The sequence below is a fragment of the Delftia sp. GW456-R20 genome (genome assembly GCF_001622915.1).
GTDB lineage: Bacteria > Pseudomonadota > Gammaproteobacteria > Burkholderiales > Burkholderiaceae_C > Comamonas > Comamonas acidovorans.
Genome location: NZ_LWCN01000003.1, coordinates 483,641 through 509,541 on the forward strand (window position 1 = coordinate 483,641; position 25,901 = coordinate 509,541).

Consider the following 25,901-nt stretch of genomic DNA (forward strand, 5'->3'; position numbering starts at 1 on the left):
CTCAGCGCCTGCCCGGCCGCACGCGGCCTGCGGCAACACCGCCGGCCAGCAAGGCCAGCGCAGCCACCACCCACAGCATTGCCGTCTGCCCCCAGGCCTGCCGCGCAGGCCATGGGCTGGCCGTGAAGACGGGCTGGGCTGCAAAATCCTGCGCACCGAATGTGCGGTCCTCAAACAGGTAGGGATAGAGGAAGGAGCGCAGGCGTGCGTGAAAGGCGGCGATGTCGTCCTGATAGGCCAGTTGCGCCAGCAGGTCGGTGCCGGCCTGGCGGTGCAGCGCGGCCTGCACGCCTACGCCGGGCAGCAGCCAGCCCAGGCGCCCGGTCCAGGCCTGGCGTGCCTGCAGGCCTGCGCGGTAGGCGGCGAACTGGGACGCGACACTTTCATCGCCGAGCTGCTGGAAGGCGTAGTACCACTTCCAGTGAAAGCCTGCAGGCAGCGGCGCGGTGTCGCGCCATTCGGGGTGGCTGCGGAAAAAGCGCTCCATGGTCTGCTCGCGCGGCAGGTCCCAGGCGCCATGCACGGTCTGGCGCTGGGCCAGCATCAGCTCCACGCCCTGGCTCACGGGGATGGCGCGCGAGAGTGCGGCATTGGCCAGCGTGGGCAGCACCAGGGTCAGCACGGCCCAGCAGCCCATGAGGGCCATGGCATTGGCGACCGAGCTGCCGCCCAGCGCGGCAACCACCAGGCACAGGCCGCTCCAGAAAACCACATAGGCCGTGGCGGACAGCAGCACCGTGGCAAGGGCGCCCGCCGTTGCCCCGCCGGCCAGTGCGCCTGCCAGGGCAGGCAGCGCCACGCAGGCCAGCACCAGCACGGAACGCAGTCCCGCGCGGCGCAGCCACAGCCACCGCCCGGTGCCAGGCATGGCCTGCAGCATGCCCAGGCGGCCCGATTCGCGCTCGCCCGACACCAGGTCGTAGAGCAGCGCGATCAGGAACAGCGGCACCAGGTAGACCAGCACAAAGGCGAAGTCGAAGCGGCCCGCCAGCGCCAGTTCCGGGTTGAAGCTTTCGCCTTCATGCAGCTGTGCCTGCAGCGCCAGGGCGCGCACGCGCAGCACATAGGGCGCGGCATCGCGCAGGCCCAGGGCAAGAAAGGCCGTGGACGATGGCGCATCCCAGGTGGCGTGAAAGCCGTAGTAGGCCACCGAGCCTGCGTCGCCGGACTGGGCATGCCGGCTTGCCTGGGCCGCCATGTCCTGCTGCTGCAGTTGCGCAAGGCGGTCCAGGGTCAGGCGTTGCGAAGCGATCTCGCGCAGACCAGACAGCACGGCCAGCGTGGACAGCAGCAACAGCAAGGCCAGGGCGCACAGCGCCAGGCGCGAGCGCGTCAGAAGACGCCATTCATGCAGGAGCCAGCTCATCGCGCCACCCTCCCCAGCCGTTGCATGGCCAGCAGCAAGGCCACCGTCAATACAGCCAGCCATGCCAGCAGCACGCAGGCGGCAGGCGCCGCGCGACGCAGGGCCGCCAGCGGTGGATCGGGCTCATGGTGGAAATCGGAGACGCCGCGCCAGTGCTCGTGGCCGATGCGGTTGTCGCGGCTCGATCGGTCGCCCGCATAGCTGAGCTTGTCCACCTGCAGGCGGTTGAGGGCCTGCACCATGCGGTAGCGATGCTGCTCGGCCTGCTCCAGAAAGCGCCGGTAGCCTTGCAAGTCGGTCCCGGCCACGGCCATGGACAGGCGGCGCAGCGCGATCACGGGGCTGATCAGGGCAAATGCGTCAGCCCGGCGCAGTTGCTCGGCCTGCAGATCGAAGCTGGCCTCGGCATGGCGCCTGAAGAGTTCGCTGGTCAGCCGCTCGCCTTCCATGCCGACCAGTCCCTTGTAGTTGACGGGCAGATCCTCGACGCGCGAGACACCGTACTGCGCCAGCACCCTGGCGCGGAAAGCGGCGAAATAGGGATCGTCGGGATTGTGGCTGTCGCCCAGCGCCGCCAGCTCGCGCGCGGTGGCGATGTCGGTCTCGAAACGCGTGGGCAGCGCCAGGGCAGATCCCACCAGCTCCGGCACCAGACGGGGCAGCAGCACCACGGCGACGGCCCAGGCCGCCAGCAGGGCCAGCAAGGCATCGCGCCCGCGCCGCATGAAGGCCGAGACAGCGACGATGCCCACCGCCCAAAGCATCAGCCACAGCACATGGCCTGCCGCCAGCGTGGCCACCAGGCTGATGGGCACCGGCGTGGCCACGGCCATCCAGGCCAGGGCCAGCAGGGCCGGCAGCAGCACCAGGGCCGCCACGCCCGCCAGCGCCAGCAGCTTGCCGGCCACGAACTGCCGCGTGCCCACGCCCTGGGCCAGCAGCACGCGCAGGGTGCCGGCCTCGCGCTCGCGTGCAATGCAGGCATGGCCCATGAAGATCAGCAGCAGCGGCGCCAGCACCTGCAGCACAAAGGCCGGCGTGAGCTGGCCGAACCGCAGCAGCAGCGAGGACTGGCGCACATCGCCGAAGTTGGCGCTGTTCTGGCGGTGGCCCTCCAGAAACAGCGTGTGGCCGGTGTAGGCGTCAATGCCCGCATCAAAGGCCGCCAGCGGATTGAGCGGGCGGAACACGAAATGGCCGTAATGCACCATGCGGTGCGGATGGCGGTCGGGCTGGGCTTCGAACTCGCTGTCCACCTGGGACTGGTGGCGCTCGCGCTGGGCCTGGGCCGCGCTGCGCTGGTCCCAGGCGGTGAAGGCGGCAGCGGCGCTGAGCAGCAGCCACAGCGCCATCCCCAGCACGGCCACGCGGTCGCGCAGCAGCAGGCGCCATTCCTCGCGCGCAATGGTCCAGGCCGCGCTCATGCCGCCGCTCCCTGCGGGTCGGCTTCAATGTGCGTGTCCGTGCCCACCCCTGCATAGTGGCGGTGCAGTGCGCGCACGTCGAAGCGCTCCTCGCCGCTGGCCGCCACTTCCTCGACCAGGCGCCCGCCTGCGATGAAGCCCATGCGGTCGGCCACATCGGCGGCGCCCAGCAGGTCGTGCGTGACCATGAGAATGGCCACGCCCTGCCCGCGCAACTGCATGAGCAGCCGGCTGAACTCGGCCGTGGCCTGCGGGTCCAGGCCCGAGGTGGGTTCGTCCAGCAGCAGCGCCGGCACCCTGCGCGCCAGCGCCAGCGCAATCGCCACTTTCTGGCGCATGCCCTTGGAAAAGCCGGAGACGCGCCGGTCGTGCGCGGCGGCGTCCAGCCCTGCGGCAGACAGCGCCTGGCCGATGGCGCCGGCCGCGGCCGGCTGGCCCGCCAGCTCCAGCAGGTAGGCCACGTTCTCGCGCGCACTCAGGTGCTCGTACAGCGCCACGTTCTCGGGGATATAGGCGATCAGGGCACGCGCCTGCGCAGGCGCCGTCACCGGGTCCACGCCCTGCACGCGCACCTGTCCGCTGCGCGGCCGCACAAAGCCCAGCAGCAGGCTCAGCGTGGTGGTCTTGCCCGCGCCGTTGGCGCCCAGCAGCGCATAGATCTCGCCCGCATGCACGGCCAGGTCCAGGCCCTGGAGGATGGTGCGCTCGCCGTAGTCCACCACGGCGCCCAGCGCTTGGAGCACGGGCGTGGAGGCAGAAGTGGGGTTGGAAGAAACAGGAAGGGATGGATGCATGGCGGGGCTCAGAACTTTGCTTGAAGGCCTACGGTGACGGTGCGGGCCGTGCCCGGCGTCACCCACAGCCGGCTGTACGAGCTGGTGTAGTAGGTCTTGTCAAAGAGGTTGTCCACGTCCAGCGTCAAGCGCAGCGTGGGGCTGATGCGCCAGTAGGCAACCAGCTTGGCCGTGGTGTAGCTGGGCAGCTCGAAGGCGGCCTTGCCGGCATCGGCCTCGGCCTGCGTGCGGGCTTGGCCCAGGCGCTTGCCCATGTGGGTGACGCCGCCGCCGATGCCGTAGCGCTGGCCGTTGGAGAAGGCGTTTTCATAGACGGCCAGCACGCTGCCGTTGACCTTGGGCACGTTGAGCAGGCGCCCGCCCACCTCCAGCGTGTTGTCGCGGGAGATCTCCACATCGTTGAGCACCAGGCTCGCATTCAGGCGCCAGCGCTGCGTGACCTGGCCGGCGAAGTCGAACTCCAGGCCCCGGCTGCGGATCTCGCCGGCCGAGACCGAGTAGCCGGCGTTGCCCGGGTCGGCCGTCAGCACATTGCGCTTGCGGATGTCGAACAGCGCAGCCGTGGCACCCATGCGCTGGTCGGCGCTTTCCCACTTGGCGCCCAGCTCCATCGAACGGCCGGATTCTGGGCTGAAGCCCGCACCGGCCACATCGATGCCCACGTTGGGCCGGAACGAGCGGCCCGCGTTGGCATAGAAGGTCCATTGCGGCAGCGGCAGCCAGCTCAGGCCCAGGCGCGGCGAGGTCGAGGCCGGGTCCTGCTGCGTGGTCGCCCCCGTGCGGCGGTTGTGCAGCGACTGGTCGTAGCGGTCCATGCGCAGGCCGGCCACCACGCGCCATTGGGGCGAGAGCTTGATGGCGTCCTGCAGGTAGAACGCCGTGTTGCGCTGCCGCTCGAAGGTGTCGGTATTGGCCGTGGGCACGGGGCGCGCGCCGCCGTAGATGGGGTTGTAGATGTTGATGGCGTAGGGATTGGCCGCCGTCGGGTTGGCGCGCAGCATCAGCGTGTCCATCTCGAAACGAAAGCTCTCCAGGCCCAGCAGCAGCTCGTGCTCGACAGCGCCCGTTTTCACCGTGCCCTGCAGCTCGGCCTGCATGGCGATGTCGTCGGACTGGTAGTCGCGGAAACGCCGCTGGCGCGTGAGGTCGCCATTGGCCAGCAGCGCGTGCGGCTCGGTGGAAAAGCCGTTGATGGAGGTTTCGCGATAGGACAGGCCCAGGCGGCTGCGCCACTGCGCGCTCCACTCGTGCGAGAGGATGAACTGGTGGGTGCGGTTTTCCACCGTCACATCGCCGTCGCCCGGCTCGCCCAGGAAGCGGCTGCGCGAGATGGCGCCCAGCCGGTCGCCCACGGCCACCACGCCGCGGTCCAGCGGCGTCTTGTGGCGCAGCAGCTCGCCCGAGTATTCCAGCACCGTATCGCGCCCCAGCTTCCAGGTGAAGGCCGGCGCAATCACCTGGCGGCTGGCGCCCACGAAATCGCGGAAGCTGTCGCGGTCCTCCACGGCGATGTTGAGCCGGTAGGCAAAGTTCTCGCCCACCGGTCCCGTGGTGTCCAGCGCGCCACGCCGCAGGCCGTAGCTGCCTGCATAGGCTTCCACGGAATGCGAAGGCGTCCACAGCGGGCGCTTGGAGACCACGTTCAGCGTGCCGCCCGGCTCGCTGCTGCCGTAGAGCGCAGCGGCCGTGCCCTTGAGGAACTCGATGCGCTCCACGCCGGCCAGGTCACGCGGCGCGTTGAAGCCGCGCCCCGAGGAAAAACCGTTGAACAGGGTGGCCATGCCCACGTTCTGGTCGCCGGGCAGGCCGCGGATGACGATGTTGTCCCACAGCCCGCCAAAGTTGTTCTGGCGCGAGACGCCGCCCACGTAGTCCAGCACGTCGTCAAGCTTGGTGGCGCCCAGGTCGTCCATGGCCTGGCGCGTGATCACGCGCACCGACTGCGGCAGCTCGCGCAGCGGCAGGTCGGTCTTGGCGCCGGCCGCCTCGTCGGTGTGATAGGCGCCCGAGGCCGTTCGGCCCACGACTTCCACGGCAGGCAGCAGGGTCTGCTCCTGCGGGGAAGCGGCGGCGGCGGGGCCGGGGCCAGGGCCGGAGGACGGATCCTGGCCTTGGGCCAGCGCGGGCATGGACAGGAAGGCGGCAGCGCTCAGGGCAAGCGGCAGCGGGCGAAGGCGGGGAAGCGGCTTCGCGGGGAAGAAGAAGGCAGTCATGTTGAAAACGGGCACAGGCGCATGCCGCCGGCATCCACAGCCGGCGCGCGCAAACACGGACATGCCGCCAGCACCAATGGGCGCTGGCGGCAGAGAAGGAGAAAAGTGCTTGCGGGTTCAGCGCGGCGGGTCGCGCGATGCAAAGGCCCAGCGGTTCTGCGAGGGGATGGCGCCGCCCACGGTGCGCGGCGGTACCCTCTCAGGCGGCGCGGCCACGGCCAGCGGCAGGCCGAAGTGCGGCAGCCAGGCCGCCGCATGCGGTGCATGGCCCATGCACCATACGCAGACGGCTTCGGCGGCTTCGACGACTTCAGCCTTTTCGCCAGCCTGGCCGCGTTGGCCGGCCTGGCCGGCCAGCGCATCATCTTCGCAGCCGTTGAGGCCTACAAAAGCCTGTGCAGGCCCGGCCACCGCCTGCCGGATATGCGTTGCGCCGTGCAGGGGCATGCCAATGGCCGTGTTGAAGAACACGGCCAGCAATAGCAGGCGCAAAACAAGCAGACGCATAAGACGGCGATCTTACTATTGACAGTTAAATATCATTAACAACCCACCGCCATTTTCTGCACAGGGCCGGGACAGCAGCGCGGGAATATGCCACCGGCATGTGACAGGCCGATTGGCGATTTTCAGCCTTGCGCCTATTTATCTGCCGGTCCCACGCCCCGGAAGAACATGTCGCAGATCTGGTCCGCGACCTTCTCCAGCGAGCCCTTGCGGGGGTTGAACCAGGACTGTATGGAGTTGATGCTGCCCAGGATCATGATGCGCGCCAGGTGGATGTCGGCGTCGGCCCGCAGGCGGCCTTCGGCACGCAGGTCTTCCAGCAGGCCGCTCCAGAATTTCTGGTGGCGCTCGCGGCGCTTGATCTGGCGCTCGCGCACCTTGTCGGGCAGCTGGCCCAGCAGCCGGCCGTGGGCCAGGGCGAAGTCGCCATGCTTTACCAGCCCCGCCATCTGGCCCAGCACGGCTGCGCGAAAGCGCTGCTCGGCCGTGGCGTCGGCGCCCAGCGCGGCAAGGCGCTCCTGCTGCTGGCTGATGATGCGGTTGCCGCCCTGCTCCATGACCTCGTCCACCAGTTCCTCCTTGGAGGCGAAGTGGTAGTAGATGCTGGCGGCCTCGATCCCGGACTGCTCGGCAATGTTGCGCATGGTGGTGGCAGAGTAGCCCTGCTCACCGAAGGTGCGGGCGGCCAGCTTGAGAAGGGTCTCGCGGGTCTCGTTGCCGTCGTGGGCGCTGGTCTGCCTTCTTGCCATGTCTGCCAGGTGGTGGATCGTTGTAGTGCGGCGATCCTAACAGGCTGTTGGTAGCGCGCCAATCAAGCGTTCGGTGCCGCCCGCCCGCCGACTGCCGCATGGCCGGGCCGCGAAATCCGATTCAAGAATCACCCTTGAAACAACTGCAGGCTGCAATGACTCCGGCAATCGGGAAGCCGATGCGCTTGTCCTGTATAGACAGAAGGCGCCGCCATTCACCATTCGAACAAGCGGTCTTTGACAATAAAAAAAACCTATCCTGCAAATCGATTATTCAAATGAAACCACATGCATCAATCAATTCATTGAATAACTCGATCAAATCACATGTAATATATTTTATAAATCGCTTTTATGATTTGATTGTTAAAATGCAAATGTTGATTGTTTTCCATAACCAAGGCGGAACTTTCGCGGCCAACGCTGCGCACTCCCCTGAAAAAGCCATGACAGCACGTCGTCTCCAGAGGAGGAAGCGCCAACCACAGTGCTCTGCAAATGTAACAACGGCACAACAGCTTTTGTAAAGTGCCGGTTATCCAGATTGCCCTGGATATAATGCGGATCGCCTTGGAATATGCCCGGGCATGAGAAGAAGCGCCCTACCCTCCATAGAGCGCCAACATCATCAGTATTTGTACTTACGGTGAGTTCTTCATCCCCACTGCACATGCACCAGAATTGACCATTCTGCAAAGAGTCCTGGGTCCAGGCTCTTGCTGCGCAGTTTTCACACAAATAGCCGCACTTAGAAATTCTTCCATCAAGATGACTACATACCAAGAGCTGATTGCCCAGAAAAAATTGCTCGACCAGCAAATCGACGATGCCCGCAAGCTGGAGTCCAAAGCGGCCCTGGCATCGGTGCAGGAGCTGGTCCGTGAGTTCGGCTTCACGGCACAACAGGTCTTCCCCTGGAAGCCCGATGGCAAAAAGAGCGCTCCCGCCAAATACCAGGACCCCGAGTCCGGCAAGACCTGGACCGGCCGCGGCAAGCCGCCGAACTGGATCCTGGGCAAGGACCGCACGCTGTTCGAAATCAAGTGAGTCCGTGCCGCGCATGTGCCCGCCCGCTCGGCGGCACACATGCGCGGGCATTGCCCGGTTGGCGCGCGAATGGCGCGCGGATGGACATCAGGCCGGCACCACCGCCGTGACCTCGATCTCCACCTTGGCCCGGTCTTCCACCAGATCCGCCACTTCCACCGCCGTCATGGCCGGGAAATGCCGCCCGATCAGTTCGCGGTAGTGCTTTCCAATGGCCGGATAGGCAGCCACGTATTCCTGCTTGTCGGTCACATACCAGGTCATGCGCACGATGTGCTCGGGCCTGGCGCCGCCTTCGGCGAGGATGGCGACGATATTGGCCAGCGCCTGCCGCACCTGTTCCGCAAAGTCGTCCGACTCGAATTGCTGCTGGCCGTTCCAGCCAATCTGGCCGCCGACGAACACCAGCCGGGAGCCGACCGTCATCTCGGTCAGGATGCCATTGGCATAGCCTCGGGGCGCCAGCCAGTCCGGGGGTTGCAGAGTCTTCATTGCTTTATCCTGTTCTCGTTGAATCCATAAAACCGTCCTGCGGCACCAGATAGGCCTGCAGGCGCTCGCGCAGATCGGCCGGCAGTGGCGTGGCCTTCATGCTGCGCAAATCCATGGTGACGATGGTCATGCGCGCAGACAGCCGGCGTTGGCCGTCCGGCCCCTCGAAACGCACATCGAACTGGAACGATGCCCCGCCGATGCGGCGCACCTCCAATACCTGGCGCAGCGTGTCGTGCCAGCGGCTGGGCGCCGTGAAATCGCATTGCACCGACACCGTGGGCGTGCCCACCTGGCGCTGTACATGCAGGGTGTGGAATGGCAGGCCCATTCCCCTGTCGAACCATTCCTCGACCAGGTCGTTGACCATCTCGAAATAGCGCGGGTAAAAGACGATGCCGGCCGGATCGCAATGGCGAAACAGCACCTGCACCTGGCTGACGAAGGCGGAGGCCATGGCGCGCGCTCACGGCATCTTGCGCAGCACGAATCGCTGCAGCTTGCCGGTCTCGGTGCGCGGCAGGGCCGGCACGAAGACAATGGCGCGCGGGTACTTGTAGGGCGCAATGCTGGCCTTGACGAAGGCCTGCAGCGTGGCGGCCATGTCGTCGCCGGCCGCAAAGCCGGGCTTGAGCACCACAAAGGCCTTGACCACCTGGCCGCGCTCGTCGTCTGCCGCGCCGATCACGCCGCATTCGGCCACGGCCTCGTGGCGCAGCAGCGCATCCTCCACCTCGGGGCCGGCGATGTTGTAGCCGGCCGAGATGATCATGTCGTCGTTGCGCGCCTGATAGAACAGATAGCCGTCGGCGTCGCGCACAAAGGTGTCGCCGGGCAGGTTCCAGCCGTTTTGAACAAAGCGCTTCTGGCGCTCGTCGGCAAGATACCGGCAGCCGGTCGGCCCCTTGATGGCCAGGCGGCCGGGCGTGCCGTCGGGCACGGGCTGCATGTCGTCGTCCACCACCTGGGCCACGTAGCCGGGCACGACCTTGCCGATGGCGCCCGCGCGCACCTCCTCGGGTGGGCTGGACACGAAGACGTGGATGAGCTCGGTGCCGCCGATGCCGTCGATCATCTCGATGCCCGTGGCCTGCTTCCACAGCTGGCGCGTGGCGTCCGGCAGGGCCTCGCCCGCCGACACGCTTTTCCTGAGCGACGACAGATCGAAGCGCGCTGCCTGCGCCGCCATCTGCCGGTAGAAGGTGGGCGCGGTGAAGACGATGGTGGCGCGGAAATCCTGCACCAGCTGCAGCAGCCCTTCGGGCGTGAGCTTCTCAGCCAGCACGGTGCTGGCGCCCACGCGCAGCGGAAAGCACAGCAGCCCGCCCAGGCCAAAGGTGAAGGCCAGCGGCGGCGTGCCGCAGAAGATGTCGTCCGGGCCCGGCCGGATCACATGGCGCGGGAACAGGTCGCACATGGCCAGCACGTCGCGGTGGAAATGCATGCAGCCCTTGGGCGCGCCCGTGGTGCCGCTGGTGAAGGCGATCAGGCAGACATCGTCTGCCGCCGTATCGCAGCAGTCGAAGGTGTCCGGCTTGGCTGCGGCCAGGGCGTCCAGCGCATCGGCTGCGCCGTCGTTGAAATACAGCACGCGCGAAAGGCCCGGGCAATGGTGTTCATGGCCGGGCTGCAGGCACAGCTGCACCTCGTCCTTGAGGCGCACATCGCACAGCACGGCCTGCACCTGGGCCTTGGCGATGATCTGCTGCAGCTCCTTGGCACGCAGCAGCGGCATGGTGGGCACCGTCACCAGCCCGGCCTTGATGGCGGCCAGCCAGGACGCGGCCATCATGGCGTTGTTGGGGCCGCGCAGCAGCAGCCGGTTGCCGGGCACCAGCTGCAGGTCGTCCACCAGCACATGGGCAATGCGGTTGGTCAGCGCCTGCAGTTCGGCATAGGTCATGGCGGCCTGGTCGGCGCCCTGCCTCCAGCGCAGGGCAACGCGGCCGCCCTGGCCGCGCGCCACCATGGCATCGACCAGTTCGGCCGCGCAGTTCAGGCGTTCGGGATAGGCCACGTCCGGCCCGTCGAGCAGGAACTCGGGCCATTGGTCGGGCGGCGGCAGGTTGTCCCGGGCGAAAGTATCGATGTGGGCGGAGGCTTGCATGCGATGTTCCCTGGCTTTGCGTTGAATGGGCAGCCTGCCGCTCAGGCCTTGAGCAGCTCGCGCGCGATGATGAGTTTCTGCACCTCGGTCGCGCCCTCGTAGATGCGCAGCGCGCGGATCTCTCGGTACAGCGTCTCCACCGGCATGCCCGAGACCACGCCCGCCCCGCCGAACATCTGCAGCGCACGGTCGATCACGGCCTGGGCCGATTCGGTGGCCGTCATCTTGGCCATGGCCGCCTCGCGCGTGGTGCGCGTCTTCTTCACATCGCGCATCCAGGCGGCCCGGTAGGTCAGCAGGGCCGATGCGTCGATGGCCGTGTCCATGTCGCCCAGCGCGGCCTGGGTCAGCTGAAGGTCGCCCAGGGTCTGGCCGAACATGCGGCGCGACTTGGCGCGTGCCAGGCCTTCATCCAGCGCGCGGCGCGCAAAGCCCAGTGCGGCGGCGGCCACCGAGGCGCGGAAGATGTCCAGCGTCATCATGGCCAGCTTGAAGCCCTGCCCCGGCTCGCCCAGGCGCTGCGACACGGGTATGCGGCAGTTGTCGAAGCGGATGGTGGCCAGCGGGTGCGGCGCGATCAGTTCGATGCGCTCGCCGATCGAAAAACCCGGCGTGTCCGCATCGACCACGAAGGCGCTGATGCCGCGCGCGCCCGGCGCCTCGCCCGTGCGGGCGAACACGCAGTAGAAGTCGGCAATGCCGCCGTTGGAGATCCAGGTCTTGGCGCCATTGAGCACATAGTGGTCGCCTTCGAGCCGCGCCTCGCAGGCCATGGCGGCCACGTCGGAGCCGGCATCGGGCTCGGACAGCGCAAAGGCCGCAATGGCCTCGCCGCGCGCCACGCGCGGCAGGTAGCGCTGGCGCAGCGCATCCGACCCCATGAGCGATATCGCACCGCTGCCCAGGCCCTGCATGGCAAAGGCGAAGTCGGCCAGGCCTTCATGGCGGGCCAGGGTCTCGCGCAGGATGCAGACCGCACGCGAGTCCACCTCGGGCAAGGCCCCGCCCCAGGCGCCGCCGGGGCCGGACGGCACGGCATAGCGCAGCCAGCCGGCCTGGCCCAGGGCCTTCACCAGTTGGCGGCAGGCCGCATCGGCATCGTGGTGGTCCACATCGCCCAGGGATTGGGCGCACCAGGCATCGGCCTCATGCGCCAGCGTGCGGTGGGCGTCGTCGAAGAAGGGCCAGTCCAGCCAGGAGGAATCACGCATTTTCAGTTTCCTTCAAAGACAGGCTTTTGCTTGGCCACGAAGGCCTCGTAGGCGCGGTGGAAGTCGCGCGTCTGCATGCAGATGGCCTGGGCCTCGGCTTCGGCCTCGATGGCCTCGTCCACGCCCATGTTCCATTCCTGGTGCAGCAGCTTCTTGGTCACGCCATGGGCAAAGGTGGGGCCGGCGGCCAGCTGGGCGGCCAGCGCATGGGCGGCTTCGCCGATCTGTTCGGCGCCATGCAAGGCATTGAAGAAACCCCAGGCAGCGCCCTCCTCGGCCGTCATGGCGCGGCCCGTGTACAGCAGCTCGGAGGCGCGGCCCTGGCCGATCATGCGCGGCAGCAGCGTGCAGGCGCCCATATCGGCGCCGGCCAGGCCCACGCGGGTGAAGAGAAACGCCGTGCGCGCGGCCGGCGTGCCCAGGCGCATGTCGGCCGCCAGCGCGACCATCGCGCCCGCGCCCGCGCAGATGCCGTCCACCGCCGCCACGATGGGCTGCGGGCAGGCGCGCATGGCCTTGATCAGGTCGCCCGTCATGCGCGTGAAGTCCAGCAGCTCGGGCATGCTCATCTTGGTGAGCGGGCCGATGATCTCGTGCACATCGCCGCCCGAGCAGAAATTGCCGCCCGCGCCCGTGACCACCACGGCCTTGATGTCGGTGGCATAGACCAGGGCACGGAACAGGTCGCGCAGCTCGGCGTAGGAGCCGAAGGTCAGCGGGTTCTTGCGCTCGGGCCGGTTCAGGGTGATGGTGCCGATCTTGCCGTCGGCCGATACCTGCCACACAAAGGTCCTGGCCTCGTAGCCGGCCAGGGGGCGCTTGTGGTGCTTCATGCTGTGTTCTTCGGGCTGGGTGCTCATGGTGTCTCCATCAAGAATTCAGAAAACGGGGGGGGGGAGTGGACCGGGTTCAGCCGGTCATCACCTCGCCGCCGTCGACGGCAATGGACTGGCCGTTGACCGAGGCGGACGCCGGCAGGGCCAGCCAGGCCACGGTCTCGGCCACTTCCTCGGGCTGGACCAGGCGGCCCTGCGGGTTGCGTTCGGCCAGCCTGGCGCGGGCCTCATCCGCCGTCATGCCGGTCTTGTCCACGATGTTGGCCACGGCGCCGCGCACGATGTCGGTCTCGGTGTAGCCGGGGCAGACGGCATTCACCGTCACGCCCTTGCCCGCCGTCTCCAGCGCCAGCGAGCGCGTGAGGCCGATCACGCCATGCTTGGCCGCGCAATATGCGCTGACATAGGCATAGCCGATCAGCCCTGCCGTGCTGGCCACATTGATGATGCGGCCCCAGCGCGCAGCCAGCATGCCCGGCAGCGCGGCCTGCATGCAGTGGAAGGTGCCCGTGAGGTTGACGGCCAGCATCGCCTGCCACAGTGCGGCGTCGGTGCGCTCGAACTTCTGGCTGCTGGCCTGGCCCGCGTTGTTGACCAGCACCTGCACGGGACCGAAGGCCGCCTCGGCCTGCGCGAAGGCCTGGCGCACCGAGGCCTCGTCGGCAATATCCGCCTGCACGGACTGCACCATCTGTGCTGTCTGGGCCGTGCCGCCCAGCTCGCGCACGGCAGCCTCCAGCGCCGCACCATCGCGTCCCAGCAGCGTGACCCGCGCGCCGCGCGCCAGCAGCGCCCGCGCGCAGGCCAGGCCTATGCCGCGCGCCCCGCCCGTCACCAGGGAATGGCGCCCTTCAAGAAGATTCAAAGATATGGTCATTTCAATCACCCGTGGCGATGCGAGCCACCCGCAACCTATGAAACCGGCGCGCCACACAGCGAGGGACGCCGAGGAAGGGCCTGGGCCGGCCGCGCCGCCCCGCACCGACGGTGTCGCCGGTGGCCCGTATGCCCCCCTCCCGCGAAGCGAGAGAGGGCGCCGTGCACACGGGGGAAGGCGCGAAGCGACTCAGGGGGTGTAGTTTCATTTCGCGTCCAACTGCGCCATGGCGGCGGCGCGTTCAAAGTTGGTTTCCAACTGGCGCTTGCCGGGCTGGTACTGGTTCGGCCAATCCACATCCTGCGCACCGAGGCGCGCAGCCTCGCGCAGCGTCCAGGCGGCATCGGCCAGGTGCGGGCGCGCCAGCGCGCACAGGTCGGCCCGGCCCGAGGCGATGATGGCGTTGGCGTGGTCGGCCTCGAAGATGGCGCCCACGGCAATGGTCGGTATGCCGGCTTCGTTGCGGACACGGTCGGCAAACGGCGTCTGGTACATGCGGCCGTAGACCGGCTTCTGGTCGGGGCTGACCTGGCCCGAGGAGCAGTCGATCATGTCGGCGCCCGCCGCCTTGAAGCGGCGTGCGATCTCCACCGCATCGTCGGGCGTGATGCCGCCCTCCACCCAGTCATGGGCCGAGATGCGCACCGACATGGGCCGGTCCTGCGGCCAGGCTGCGCGCACCGCCTCGAACACCTCCAGCGGAAAGCGCAGGCGGTTGTCCAGGCTGCCGCCATATTCGTCATCGCGCCGGTTGGTCAGCGGCGAGATGAAGCTGGACAGCAGGTAGCCGTGGGCGCAGTGCAGCTCCAGCCAGTCAAAGCCCGCTGCCGCAGCGCGCCGCGTGGCGGCCATGAAGTCCTCGCGCACGCGATCCATGTCGGCGCGGGTCATGGCGGCGGGCACTTGCGAGAGGCCCTCGATATAGGGCAGGGCCGATGCCGACAGCAGCGGCCAGTTGCCCTGCTCCAGCGGATGGTCGATCTTTTGCCAGCCCAGCTGGGTCGATCCCTTGCGCCCCGCATGCCCCAGCTGCACGCCAATATGCGCACCGCCCTGCGCGTGCACGAAATCGACAATGCGCCCAAAGGCCTGCGCCTGCTCGTCGTTCCACAGCCCGGGGCAGCCGGGCGTGATGCGTGCGTCGGGCGAGGTGCAGGTCATCTCCACCATCACCAGGCCCGCGCCGCCCATGGCGCGCGCGCCCAGGTGCACCAGGTGGAAGTCGCCAGGCACGCCGTCGGTGCAGGAATACATGGCCATGGGCGAGACCACGATGCGGTTCTTCAGCCGCAGGCCGCGCGCCTGGTAGGGCGTGAGCATGGGCATGGGCGGGCGGCGGCCTTCGGGCACGGTCTCGCCCGCATGCTCGGCAATCCAGCGCTCGAAGCCCTGCAGCCAGGCGGCATCGCGCAGGCGCAGGTTCTCGTGCGAGATGCGCTGCGAGCGCGTCAGCAGCGAATAGGCGAACTGCTCCGGCTCCAGGCCCGCATAGCGCTCCACGTTCTCGAACCATTCCGTGGAATTGCGCGCCGCGTTCTGGATCTTGAGCACCTCCACGCTGCGCACCTCCTCGTAGTGGCGCAGGCCGGCCTCGATGCCCCCCGCAGACCGCAGGCTGCGCGCCAGCTCGATCGCATCCTCCAGCGCCAGCTTGGTGCCCGAGCCAATCGAGAAATGCGCCGTGTGCGCCGCATCGCCCATCAGCACCACGGGCACGCTGCGCGGGCCGCGCGGCGTGTCCAGCGCGTTCCAGTGCACCCAGGTATTGCAGATCACGCGCGGAAAGCGGATCCAGATGGCCGAGCCGCGCAGGTGCGTGGCATTGCTGACCAGGGCATGGCCGTCCAGCCAGGGGGCGAACAGCTTCTCGCAATAGGCAATGCCCTCTTCCTGGCTCATCTGCTCGATGCCGGCGGCCTGCCAGGTCTCCTCGGGCGTCTCCACGATGAAGGTGGACATGCCGTCTTCGTAGCGGTAGGCATGGGCCTGGAACCAGCCGTGCTCGGTCTGCACGAAGGCGAAGGTGAAGGCATCGAACACCTTGGTCGTACCCAGCCACACAAAGCGGCAGCGGCGCTGGTCGATATCGGGCCGAAAGGTATCGGCATAGCGCGTGCGCACCTGGCTGTTGATGCCGTCCGAGGCGATGACCAGGTCGGCGTCGTACTCGCGCGCCATCGCCTGGTCGTCCTGCACGAAGTTCTCGAACACCAGCTTCACGCCCACGTCCTCGCAGCGCGCCTGCAGGATGTTGAGCAGCTTCTTGCGGCCTATGCCGATGAAGCCGTGGCCGCTGCTGCGCAGGCTGCGGCCCTTGAAGTGGATGTCGATATCGTCCCAGTGGTTGAAGGCGTCACCAATGGTGCGGGCCGACACGGGATCGGCCTCGCGCAGGTTGTCCATGGTGGCGTCCGAGAACACCACGCCCCAGCCAAAGGTGTCGTAGGGCCGGTTGCGCTCCACCACCGTGACCTCGTTGGCGGGGTCCTGCAGCTTCATCAGCAGGCCGAAGTACAGGCCGGCGGGACCACCGCCGATGCAAACGATCTTCATACCGCAAACCCTTTTCTCGCAGGGCGACGGCACAGGACGCCCCAGGTTCAGGATCCAGGCCCAAGAACTTTAAGCCTGAATAGTTTAGGTTTGAAATATATAGACGAAACGCCGGCACGAACCTAGGGAGAACACGCATGAGCCCCTCGACAGCCGCTACGATGCCGGATCGCCAGGAGGATCTCCCTTGGAAAAATACCGGTTCAATGTCTTCGGCCGCATCATCGCCATCGAACGCGCGCAGGCCCAGTGGCGCTGCTTCAACGTCGGCGCCGACGGCAAGCGCGCCCCCGCCCTGCTGGCCATTCCCTGCGATGTCACCCATGCCGAACTGGCACAGTACCTCTACGACATCTACCACGAGAGCGCGGCCGCATCGGACCAGGACATCTTCGAGATCACCCCCGGCACCACCATCCCCTCACCCAGGAGTCCCTCTTGACCCAGCAAACCGAAGTCCGCGAACTGAAGCCGGGCCTCAGCCCCTTTCCCGCCGCCGCCGACATCTTCGTGGCCGACCAGCCCTGGCTGGCCGAGCACCTGCTGCCGCTGATCTCCATCGACCTGGGCCTGGTGCGGCCCGAACTGGCCGGCACCGTGGTCCACATGCTGTGCCCCGTCGAGCCCTTCGAGGGCTGCATCGGCGATGAGACCGAAGCCCACCACAACGCCTTCACCGCCCCCAACTGGTTTGCGCTGGAGCTGACGCCCGACAACCGCTACCGCTTCCTGGGCAACGAAGGCTTCTTCCAGCGCGCGCCGCAGCATGGCGGCCAGTTCACCAAGGATGCCTTCGCCTGCGAGCACACCGACGAAATGCTGGCCAGCCACGCCAAGGCCAGTGCCTACTACGCCGAACACGGCCGCCTGGCCAGCTACTCGCGCTACGGCAAGGGCGAGCCCATGGAGCACGACTACCTGGACAGCCTGGGCGGCGGAATCTGGTACGGCAACTGGACCGGCCACCCGCCCATTCCCCCGGCCTTCCAGCTGGACGAAGCGGAAAACGCCGGCATGGGCGATGAACTGGAAGACGACGGCATCCGCATCACCCGCAACGGCAAGCCCTTCTTCCACGTGGCCAACGTGGCCGGCTACAACTGGTGCGCCACGGGCGCGGACAGCATCCTGCTGTTCTACGAACCGGAAAGCCGCACGGTGCTGTTCACGTTCGACTGGACCTGAGCCGGCCGAGCAGCGCCGCTCAGACGCGGCCCTGCTCGGGCGTGACGATCAGATGCGCCAGCAGCGGCCGGATGCGATCGTCCTGGTAGTAGCCGCCGTATTCCGTGTAGCGCAGAAAAGCGGCATTGCAATGGTGGCAGCGCCAGAGCGTGCAGCGGTTGTACGGGTGCCAGCCCAGGGCGATGGGAGCATCCGGCGACCACTGGTTCGTGCCCTCTGGGTGATATTCATCGAGCAATTCCCGTGTCTCCGGCATGCCAAGCGCCCCAACCTGCTGCAGATGCGAAGTCTTGTCCGCCCCCGACAAGGACTCCCAGCCCGGCCTCCACAGCACAGCGCAGTCCGTGCATCGCTGCTGCTCGGCCGCCGCTGCGGCGAAGGCTCTCAATTCGGGTTCAGGAAGGGGGGTTGAAGTTGTCATGGAACGGTGCCTCGGTTTCCATGGATTGTCCGGCAGGTTTGGGGGCGGGCTACCAGTGGAAAACATCTTGTTGTTCCACGAACCTGGCAACGCTACGGTACTCTTCACCACCGACTGGACATCACGATCAGCCATGGCCTTGCCCCGGCTAGTCGGCTGGCAGGCATGCCCGTGTCAATCCAGCGGCTCGGGGCAGCCAGCGGCGTGGCGCCCCTCCAGACAATCGAACGCCCTTTCGGCACAGGCCACCACTCTCGTCCATTCGGCAACTTGCATGTAGAAGTTGTCCGGCATGTCCGTGCCGTACGCCTCAAAGACAGCATTGATGGCATCCACCAACTGCCTCATCAGTGCTGCCTCCTGCTCATCGAGAAGAATTTCACCGATCGCCATACGAGCATCACTGCCAAGATCCGTATCGTCAAAAATGAAATGTATGGCCAAATCAAGATGGTCGTATTGAACGCCTGCAGGGAAATCATGATTCACCCAGGCTTTCATTTGATACTTCAAATCCTTGAGTTTCCTCAAATAACCGAGCAATTCCATTCTCATTTCAGGGTATTTCAAGCGAGGCATCTCAATATCTTCCTATCCTGTTACCCGCCGATTGTGAGTAGCCCTGGAGCGTGTTATGCACTTTATAAAATAAATAAGATTTTATCTCCTTTATTAACTAGATTAATAATTAAATTAATGACAGCATTAAGATGAAAGGAACTTATAATACCCCGTTGACAGCACCTTCACGATCTCTCCTGTAGATTCCAAATAAATCAAGGCAGATTTAATCGCATCGTCTGCATCTTGGTTTTTGAAATTAAATTTAATCGATTCGAAATAGAAGAATAATCTATTTGCGCTAAAAAAATCTCCATTTAGCAGGAAATAATCATTTATATCAATAGCCGTACCTTCATGAGAGAATTCATAACCACACCCATGCTTTTTAAATTCCCATTTATTCATTTCTTCATCAAAAATAAATCCACTGCGAGGAAGAAATTCTATATTTGATAGCTTCACAAGATCACTATGGGCTCTGATGAAAGAAAGATGTAGAATCTCCTGTTTTTCTACATATTTTTTTATGCCAAAAGCAATATTTTTGATAAGGGAATAATCTACCATAGTCAATACCTTGTTCTATTTAAACGAGCAGCGGCGGCGTCTTGAGCCTGCCCGGCAGCCGCATCGCCTGGTGGATGCCTTGCGGGTTGTACTCCTGCAGCACATTGCCCCAGGGGTCCAGCTTTGCGGCCCAGGCCACCTAGCCGGTCTGGTCCGTCAGGGCCATTGGCGCGCCCAGTGGGTCGCAGTGGTAGTGGGATGGCGATGCGCTGTTGCCGCTCCTGTTCCTGCAGTTTTGCCTGCATGCCGCTCAGTAGGCGTGTGGCCCACTCGGCCTGTTCGCCTAGGATCGCCTGGGCGCTGGGCTGCAGGCTGTGCGCATGGCGCTGAGCATAAAATCGCCCATCTGGCACATTCAAATTGGTTTATTTTTTATTTCAAATATGACAAAAATCATAGACGAAATGATGCCAGCAAAAAAACCAAATATCAGATAATAAAAATCGAGAAGATTAATTTTCAAGGATAAATTGAAAAATAATTTCTTAGTTATGATGACTGCAAGTGCCCCAATAGTTGCAGAGATACAGAAATAGAAAAATATGCCGTATTTGTTTTTTAAATGCACAAGAAATAATTGAAACAAAAAATTAAGAGGCAGCGAAATTAGAAAAACGAATAAGAAAAAATAAACATAAAGCGATTTATAATCTTTATCCGTCATTAACCCGTAAAGAGAAATCCAATAATTACAGATGAAACGATGCTTGGCTGTATTAACTTAATCATTTGCAGCTTTCCGCATATTCGAAGACATTTTTATCAACTTGGCCCAAAGTGTGTCTGCAAGTGCACTGTTTATTCCACCCATAGGACCAACACCTTCCCCGAACGTATGCACTGTCACCTAAGTTGCGCTTTCTGAGACCCAAAGGCGTACTATTCTTGGGTAGAGTAGGTGCGAATTTCCCGTAACTTTAACGACCATTGTACGATCTGAATTAACTACATGGCTCACGGGGCCCACAGGAATTGCGAAACCGCGCTGGCCGTTTTGTATAGGCTCCCCTTTTGCACCTGGAGCTGGATAACGCATTAGTCCTTCGGATACGTTTTTAAGAGTGCAGCCACTTGTACTCTTCTTGCAAGAATTCCTCGTGTTGTAACTGTGAAAGTCGTTGTTGCCTTCATCAAAAAGCATTACTCCGTTACTGTCTTCGCCTAGCAATCCGGGGTAGCTCTTTCTATTTTTGCTTAAATAGCCCCGTTGCGCCATTGTTCCTGACTCAAGACCAAGCGGGTCGGCCAGATTAACAGGCGAATTTCTAACATATCCGCAGGGGTTAGTCCCACCCATCAAACCAATCAGGTCCTGATTGATATAACTCCCCACTACCGGGTCGTAATACCGATGCCGGTTGTAATACAGCCCCGTTTCCCTGTCATGGTGCTGCCCGGCAGCCGGATCGCCTGGTGGATGCCCTGCGGGTTGTGCTCCTGCAGCACATTGCCCCAGTGGTCCAGCTTTGCGGCCCAGGCCACCTAGCCGGTCTGGTCCGTCAGGGCCATGGGCGTGCCCAGGTGGTCGCAGTGGTAGTGGTGGATGGCGATGCGGGCGTGTTGTTCTTTTTCCTGTTCCTGAACCTTTGTCTGCATGTCGTAGCAGTATTTCAGGCTATGTTCTGGAGATAATAATTAGAGTAGCATAGCCAACTCTTGGCCATTAATCTTTTATATCAATCTAATTATCATTACTCAAAGAATGAATGCATTAATCAATAAGATTATATGAACCCCTTGATTTATTAATCAGAATAGTAAAAAATTACCCCAATAGTTGGTTAGCGCTCTCTGTGCTTGCGCCTTCTCCATGTATCCATCTGGAAGCAAATTAGCTGCATTTACCAAAAACAATGCAACAAGCTTGGATTGCTCGTGACTCAATTTGTTGAATCCAGAATAATCCTGCCGTCGTCTGCCTACGTTGTAAGTAGCCTTGGATTCATTCAGCCCCAACTCCAACTTATCCATAAAATAAATATAATATTCCAATGCAAAATGTTTTAGATCATAGAAATATAACAAAAATGACGGAAGGTAATAAATAAAACCGTCGTCATTCAACATTAAAAACTGCACATATTCTTCATACAAATAATCAAGATCAACTTCGGTCCATTTTTTTCCTAGAAATAGTCTAATACCCTTCTCGTAGTCAATAGAATCATCCCCGGAGAATGTATTATCAATAAACAATCCGCAATTCGGCAGATCATCAGAAAATTCTTTCTTTAATGCAATGTTGTACCTTTCCCGTAAAGAAGGCTCAAGTTTACTATCACGCAATCTTTCTGAAATTATATTATTCAAATTCATATTTATTCCGCCTGTCCTGTGCATTTGCCTATTATGGAATACAATTGATTTATTTGTGTATTATGCCCTTTATCACCACCATTAAAGCATTTTCTTGCAATGTTTATTCGAGCATCAATACATTTCTTGATCTTATCCGCCTTCCCGTAATCAATTTCATTTTTTCCGCACGTAAGACCTTTTGATTTATCGCATGCATCTTTCTTTTCATCGTCAAGTTTGTCATGATCATCTGGCGTGCAATTCCCTCCGTACCCTTGATACGATGAGCGATCACCTATCTGGGCTGCATTATTGTGTGCAATAGATAATTCACTTGCCGTTTTTGATACAGAAGTCGTATTTGAACTTGGCCTGGATGCCATCCAAAGAACCCCCAGAACCGCGACACCAATCGCAGCCCCCACTACTGCACCTATTGGTCCACCAACAGAAGCCCCGACTCCTGCCCCTATAGCGACTGTATTCAATCCTGTGGGATCAATTTTTGATGTTGGAGAAGACTCTGAGTACAAAATTTTATTTACACCACCTGCCAACCCAATAGGATCCTGATTGATATAACTCCCCACCACCGGATCGTAATACCGATGCCGGTTGTAATACAGCCCCGTTTCCCTGTCATGGTGCTGCCCCGGCAGCCGGATCGCCTGGTGCAGGCCCTGCGGGTTGTACTCCTGCAGCACATTGCCCCAGGGGTCCAGCTTGGCGGCCCAGGCCACCTGGCCGGTCTGGTCCGTCAGGGCCATGGGCGTGCCCAGGTGGTCACAGTGGTAGTGGTGGATGGCGATGCGGGCGTGCTGTGCTTTTTCCTGTTCCTGCAGCTTTGCCTGCATGCCGCTGAGCAGGCGGGTGGTGCTTTCGGCCTGTTCGCCCAGGATCGCCTGGGCACTGGGCGGCAGACCGTGCTCCAGGGTGTGGCGCAGGTGGCGGGCGGCGTCTTGCTGCATGTCGCGCGACATGGCGCTGAGCATGGTTTGCATCAGGGCCAGGGCCGGCGTGTGGTTGGGGTCGTCCTGGTCGGGCAGGCCTGCGGTGATGGCCTGCACCAGCAGGTGTGGCTCGTCTTGGGGGTCGCCGCTGGCCGTGGTGCTCAGGCGCACCAGGGGGGTGAAGCTGCCCGGTTCGTAGATGGTGTGTTCTATGTGGCGGGTGTCGTCGCCATGCTGCTGGCGTTCGGTGTGGATGAGGCGGTCGCCGTCCCAGCCGTAGTAGTGGGTGCGGGTGCCGGCGGGGTTGGTGCTGCTGTCTGCGCTTTCCACTTGCTGCTTGAGCCTGCGGCCCAGGGCGTCGTAGGTGTAGCGGCTGTGGTGGCGCAGTTGCTCGGCGTTGCCCTGGATCTGGCTGCTGCGCACCGCTATGAGCTGGTGGGCTCCGTCGTAGTGCAGTTGCTGCTGGCTGTGGTCCGCCTGCATTTGCGCGATGCGGTTGCCGCAGGGGTCGTAGCGCCAGACGCGGTCTTCGGTGAAGCCGATGCGGTTGTCTTCCCAACGCTGCACGGGGCCTTGCCGCTGGCCTGCAAGGTGGCCCAGGCCCATGAGGTTGAAGTCGGTGTGCCGCCAGTGGGCGTGGACCTGGGCAGCCCAGTTGTCCTGGGTGTTCGTCTGGCCCGGTGCACCGGGTGCTGGCAGGCGGTTGCCGGCAGGGTCGATCTGCCAGCGGGTCGTGGTCTGGGGCTGCTGGCTGTCGGTGGCCGCTCTCAGGCGTCCTGCGCTGTCGTAGCCGTAGCGCAGCAGCTGCGCGGCCTGGCCCGGGGCGCCGGCCTGTTCGATGGCAACGAGCTGGCCCAGGCTGTCGTAGTGGTAGCGACGGCCGAGGATCTGGCCTATGAGGGTGTGGACCTGGGCGCCGGTGTCTGTCAGGTCAGTGTGCTGCAGCGCTTGCAGGCCCGTGGTGCCCAGGGCCGTGAGGCGGCCCAGGCTGTCCCATTGGCGTTGCACCTGCAGGGAGTTGTGTGCGTCTGCTGCAGAGGTGGGTGGGTGCAGGCTGCGACGGACTTCGCGGTGCAGGTTGTCGCGCTCGAAGTCGATGAGGCTGGCTCCGTTGAGCTGCAGTCCGTGCACATGGCCTGAGCCGTAGGTGAGCCAGGCGATCTCTCCCAGGCTTTGCAGTTGGCTGTGCTGGCGTGCGCCCAGCGCATCCAGGGTGTGGGTGATGCGGTGTTCGTATTCGATCTGCTCTGCGCCCCCGTTGCCGCCCCCGTCCTTGCCTGGGCGGTACAGCTGCTGCACTTCTGCCGTGATGCGGCCCAGGGCGTCGCGTTCCAATGCTATGCGGCTTTGCCGTTGGGCGATGAGGCCGTTGTCGTTGTCTGCGGTGCTGTGTTGCCAGACGCTGGCCGCCGTAAGGCGCCCGGCCGCATCCCATTCGTAGCGGTGGGTTTGTGCGGGCGCATGGGCCGTGGCGGGCAGTTGGCGTTCGACCAATCTGCCGCCTTCATCCCAGCGGTAGTAGCTGCTGCTTTGCTGTGCGGCGTTGCCGTCCGTGGCTTCCATGAGCTGGCCTGCCGCGTCCCAGCGGTAGCGCTGCAGCCGTTGGTCAAACCCTTCTTCCTGCACGAGCCGGTCCAGCGCGTCCCAGGCAAAGCGGCTTTGCGCTCCGTTCTCGTTGACGAGGCGCAGGAGGCGGCCTGCGCTGTCGTATTCGAAGGCCAGGGTGAGGCCGCCATGTGTTCGCTGGATGAGCCTGCCCCAGAGGTCGTAGCGCAGGTGGATGCTGGGGTCGGCGGTCTGGGTTTCGCTGGAGGTGCCGGCAGGCTGGGCCGGCTCGATGCGCGTGAGGTGGCCTGCGCTGTCGTAGTGGTAGCGCTCGATCTGGCCGTTGGGCAGTTCGCTGGCCACGATGCGGCCCTGGCCATCGCGCTGGTGGCGTTGGCGCTGGCCCAGGGCGTTGTCCACTTCGATGAGCGCGCCCCAGCGGTCATAGTGGTAGTGCGTGCTGTGGCCCGAGCAGTCGGTGTAGCTGAGCAGTTGGCCCGCGTCGCTCCAGGCCAGCTGTTTGCTGCCACCCTGGGCGTCTTCGATGCGCCGGGGGCTGTCGCAGGTGAGCGGCGCTTCCTGGGGATCGGGGTAGTGGTAGCGCTCGGTGCTGCCGTCGGCCTGGGTGATCTGGGTGAGGCGGCCCCAGTTGTCGTATTCGTAGCCGGTGGTGGCCCCTGCCGGGTCGGTGGAGGCGAGCAGGCGGCCGGTGGCTTCGTCGTGTTCCTGCTGGGTGCTGCGCCCGTCGGGCAGTTGCACGCCGATGAGCCGGCCCTGGCCATCACGCCTGAGGTGGACGCTGCGCCCCAGCGGGTCGGTGCGCAAGGCCAGGCGGCCGAAGCTGTCGTAGCTTTGCAGCCAGCGGCTGCCATCGGCCTTGTGGTGGGCGATGAGGCGCGACAGGCCCGCTGCGCCTTCGAAGTAGTAGGTCTCGATGCGATCCAGGCTGTCGCTGACGCGGGTGGCGGCGCGCGGCTGGCCGTCCGGGCCCGGGGGCTGGGACAGGTAGTCGAAGCGGTAGCTGAGGCCTTCCTGGTTGCTGTGCTCGATGACGCGGGCGCCGGGCTGGGCGCTCTCGTAGCGGTAGCGGTGCCAGGGTCCGCTGGCATGGCGGTGGGCGCTGATGCGGTGGTGGTCCCATTCGAATTCACGCACGAGCTGGCCTGCGCGGTCGTGGACGGTGATGAGGTCGCCTGCGCTGCTGTAGCCGTAGCGCACGAGGGCAATGGGGGTGGACAGGGGATGCAACGGGTCCTGTGTGAGGTCCACGCCTGTGACTCGCCAGCCGTCGTCGGCGCCCCACAGTCCGTTCAGTCCCTGCGCATCCCTGCCGCCATGGATGCGCTGGTGCAGCAGCCGGTAGCGCCGGCCTGTGCCGTCGCTCAGCGAGACCAGGCGGCCTGCGGGGATGGGGTCCTTGCTCGCACTGTGGCCGGCCTCGGGCGTGGTGCCGTCGCTGTAGTGGTAGAGCTGGCGGCGCCCGAAGCGGTCGATCTGGGCCATGAGGCGCCAGGGATCGGCGACAGGCTCACCGGGCGCAGGACCAAAGCCCCAGAGGGTGTCGCCATCGCCGCTGACCGCGAGGATGGCTTGCGGGTTGCGCACCAGTGCCTGTTCCACATGCGACCACCGAGGATTGGCGGCCCAGGGCGCTGTGCCGCCGTCCGGCTCCGGGCTGCCGCCGCGCAGCAGCCAGATGTCCTCGCTGGCACTGTGCAGCTGGCCGCCCGGCGCCAGGGGCTGGTCGAAGGTGATGACGCGGCCGCTGGCGTCCAGCAGCAAGGTGGCCTCGTCCTGCAGGCGGATGCTGAGCTCCTGCAGCAGGTGCCAGCCATGGCCCAGCAGGCCGCAGGCCGCGCCGTGCTCGGGGTTGACGTAGCTGCTGTACTGGCGCTGCCAGGCCACAGGCAGCGCCGCCGAGGGCAGGGCGAAGTCCAGGTCTTGTGCGCCCAGCAGGACCTTGGCGCCCAGCTGGGGGTTCACGGGGGAGCTGACGGTGATGCCACCTGGGCAGACGGAGCAGGCCAGGCCCCCCTGGCTGCCGATGAGCACGGTGAGCGAGCCGGTGACGATCTTGCCCTTGACGACGCTGTCGGTGATACGGGCTGCGGGTTGGCCACTCATGCGAGGCTGCTCCTGGAGAGGTGAGAGAGAACGGGACGGCGGATGCGGAAGATGCGGGGAATGCAGGGGCT

22 protein-coding genes and 2 pseudogenes are annotated in these 25,901 nt (G+C 64.0%); 4 read left to right on the plus strand and 20 right to left on the minus strand.

The window, feature by feature from the left end; translation table 11 throughout:
• Position 1: 1 nt before the first annotated feature.
• The 6 genes from A4F85_RS03520 to A4F85_RS03545 form a co-directional block, all read right to left on the minus strand.
• Entirely contained in the window at positions 2–1,366 is a 1,365-nt protein-coding gene (locus A4F85_RS03520; RefSeq protein ID WP_063325675.1) for a DUF3526 domain-containing protein, read from the minus strand.
• Positions 1,363–2,790 carry an ABC transporter permease gene (locus A4F85_RS03525; RefSeq protein ID WP_063325676.1) on the minus strand — a complete coding sequence of 476 codons (1,428 nt, stop codon included), beginning with the start codon at positions 2,788–2,790 and terminating at the stop codon, positions 1,363–1,365. The genes A4F85_RS03520 and A4F85_RS03525 overlap by 4 nt, the downstream gene beginning before the upstream one ends.
• Positions 2,787–3,584 (minus strand): ABC transporter ATP-binding protein, encoded by a 798-nt coding sequence (locus tag A4F85_RS03530; protein WP_063325677.1) that lies wholly within the window; start codon positions 3,582–3,584, stop codon positions 2,787–2,789. Before A4F85_RS03530 ends, A4F85_RS03525 begins: the two co-directional genes overlap by 4 nt.
• 8 nt (positions 3,585–3,592) lie before the next feature.
• Entirely contained in the window at positions 3,593–5,797 is a 2,205-nt protein-coding gene (locus A4F85_RS03535; protein WP_063325952.1) for a TonB-dependent siderophore receptor, read from the minus strand.
• Between the two features lie 117 nt (positions 5,798–5,914).
• Complete coding sequence (locus A4F85_RS03540) at positions 5,915–6,304, minus strand: DUF2946 family protein (protein ID WP_063325678.1); 390 nt, start codon at positions 6,302–6,304, stop codon at positions 5,915–5,917.
• A 134-nt stretch (positions 6,305–6,438) separates the two neighbouring features.
• Positions 6,439–7,053 carry a TetR/AcrR family transcriptional regulator gene (locus A4F85_RS03545; RefSeq protein ID WP_012206266.1) on the minus strand — a complete coding sequence of 205 codons (615 nt, stop codon included), beginning with the start codon at positions 7,051–7,053 and terminating at the stop codon, positions 6,439–6,441.
• A 134-nt stretch (positions 7,054–7,187) separates the two neighbouring features.
• Between A4F85_RS03545 and A4F85_RS30235 the strand changes: the two genes are divergently transcribed.
• Positions 7,188–7,580, plus strand: a complete 393-nt coding sequence (locus A4F85_RS30235) for a hypothetical protein (RefSeq protein WP_156516922.1) — start codon at positions 7,188–7,190, stop codon at positions 7,578–7,580.
• A gap of 241 nt (positions 7,581–7,821) precedes the next feature.
• Positions 7,822–8,100: an H-NS histone family protein gene (locus A4F85_RS03550; RefSeq protein WP_012206267.1), complete on the plus strand. Its 279-nt coding sequence runs from the start codon at positions 7,822–7,824 to the stop codon at positions 8,098–8,100.
• An 87-nt stretch (positions 8,101–8,187) separates the two neighbouring features.
• Here the strand turns inward: A4F85_RS03550 and A4F85_RS03555 are convergent, their stop codons facing one another.
• The 7 genes from A4F85_RS03555 to A4F85_RS03585 all read right to left on the minus strand — a co-directional run bounded on the left by A4F85_RS03555 (position 8,188) and on the right by A4F85_RS03585 (position 16,176).
• On the minus strand, positions 8,188–8,592 hold the full coding sequence (locus tag A4F85_RS03555; protein ID WP_012206268.1) for a RidA family protein: 405 nt from the start codon (positions 8,590–8,592) through the stop codon (positions 8,188–8,190).
• A gap of 4 nt (positions 8,593–8,596) precedes the next feature.
• Entirely contained in the window at positions 8,597–9,049 is a 453-nt protein-coding gene (locus A4F85_RS03560; RefSeq protein ID WP_013801801.1) for an acyl-CoA thioesterase, read from the minus strand.
• Between the two features lie 9 nt (positions 9,050–9,058).
• The gene (locus A4F85_RS03565; RefSeq protein WP_063325679.1) at positions 9,059–10,699 is read right to left on the minus strand and encodes an AMP-binding protein; all 1,641 of its coding nucleotides are present in this window, start codon (positions 10,697–10,699) and stop codon (positions 9,059–9,061) included.
• Positions 10,700–10,740: 41 nt separating this feature from the next.
• A complete protein-coding gene (locus A4F85_RS03570; RefSeq protein ID WP_013801799.1) occupies positions 10,741–11,910 on the minus strand; it encodes an acyl-CoA dehydrogenase family protein in 1,170 nt (389 codons plus the stop codon).
• A gap of 2 nt (positions 11,911–11,912) precedes the next feature.
• Positions 11,913–12,770: an enoyl-CoA hydratase family protein gene (locus A4F85_RS03575; RefSeq protein WP_012206272.1), complete on the minus strand. Its 858-nt coding sequence runs from the start codon at positions 12,768–12,770 to the stop codon at positions 11,913–11,915.
• 49 nt (positions 12,771–12,819) lie between these two features.
• Complete coding sequence (locus tag A4F85_RS03580; protein ID WP_063325680.1) at positions 12,820–13,623, minus strand: SDR family NAD(P)-dependent oxidoreductase; 804 nt, start codon at positions 13,621–13,623, stop codon at positions 12,820–12,822.
• A 204-nt stretch (positions 13,624–13,827) separates the two neighbouring features.
• Positions 13,828–16,176, minus strand: a complete 2,349-nt coding sequence (locus A4F85_RS03585; protein ID WP_063325681.1) for a bifunctional salicylyl-CoA 5-hydroxylase/oxidoreductase — start codon at positions 16,174–16,176, stop codon at positions 13,828–13,830.
• Between the two features lie 187 nt (positions 16,177–16,363).
• Here A4F85_RS03585 and A4F85_RS03590 point away from each other — a divergent pair, with 187 nt between their 5' ends.
• Both A4F85_RS03590 and A4F85_RS03595 read left to right on the plus strand, forming a co-directional pair.
• Positions 16,364–16,618 carry a DUF7661 family protein gene (locus A4F85_RS03590; RefSeq protein ID WP_063325682.1) on the plus strand — a complete coding sequence of 85 codons (255 nt, stop codon included), beginning with the start codon at positions 16,364–16,366 and terminating at the stop codon, positions 16,616–16,618.
• Entirely contained in the window at positions 16,615–17,361 is a 747-nt protein-coding gene (locus A4F85_RS03595; protein WP_063325683.1) for a hypothetical protein, read from the plus strand. Before A4F85_RS03590 ends, A4F85_RS03595 begins: the two co-directional genes overlap by 4 nt.
• Before the next feature lie 19 nt (positions 17,362–17,380).
• Here the strand turns inward: A4F85_RS03595 and A4F85_RS03600 are convergent, their stop codons facing one another.
• From A4F85_RS03600 to A4F85_RS03610, 7 genes and pseudogenes are all read right to left on the minus strand, one after another.
• Positions 17,381–17,782 (minus strand): hypothetical protein, encoded by a 402-nt coding sequence (locus A4F85_RS03600; RefSeq protein WP_063325684.1) that lies wholly within the window; start codon positions 17,780–17,782, stop codon positions 17,381–17,383.
• A 174-nt stretch (positions 17,783–17,956) separates the two neighbouring features.
• On the minus strand, positions 17,957–18,361 hold the full coding sequence (locus A4F85_RS03605; RefSeq protein WP_063325685.1) for an SCO4402 family protein: 405 nt from the start codon (positions 18,359–18,361) through the stop codon (positions 17,957–17,959).
• Between the two features lie 126 nt (positions 18,362–18,487).
• Positions 18,488–18,913, minus strand: a complete 426-nt coding sequence (locus A4F85_RS30240) for a DUF6896 domain-containing protein (RefSeq protein WP_156516923.1) — start codon at positions 18,911–18,913, stop codon at positions 18,488–18,490.
• A gap of 46 nt (positions 18,914–18,959) precedes the next feature.
• Positions 18,960–19,230 (minus strand): annotated as a pseudogene (locus A4F85_RS31370) (RHS domain-containing protein); the annotation flags it as partial.
• Between the two features lie 911 nt (positions 19,231–20,141).
• A pseudogene (locus tag A4F85_RS31375) lies at positions 20,142–20,509 on the minus strand (RHS repeat-associated core domain-containing protein); the annotation flags it as partial.
• Positions 20,510–20,662: 153 nt separating this feature from the next.
• Positions 20,663–21,229: a DUF6714 family protein gene (locus A4F85_RS30255; RefSeq protein ID WP_156516924.1), complete on the minus strand. Its 567-nt coding sequence runs from the start codon at positions 21,227–21,229 to the stop codon at positions 20,663–20,665.
• A gap of 2 nt (positions 21,230–21,231) precedes the next feature.
• Positions 21,232–25,830, minus strand: a complete 4,599-nt coding sequence (locus A4F85_RS03610) for an RHS repeat-associated core domain-containing protein (protein ID WP_063325686.1) — start codon at positions 25,828–25,830, stop codon at positions 21,232–21,234.
• Positions 25,831–25,901: the final 71 nt, after the last annotated feature.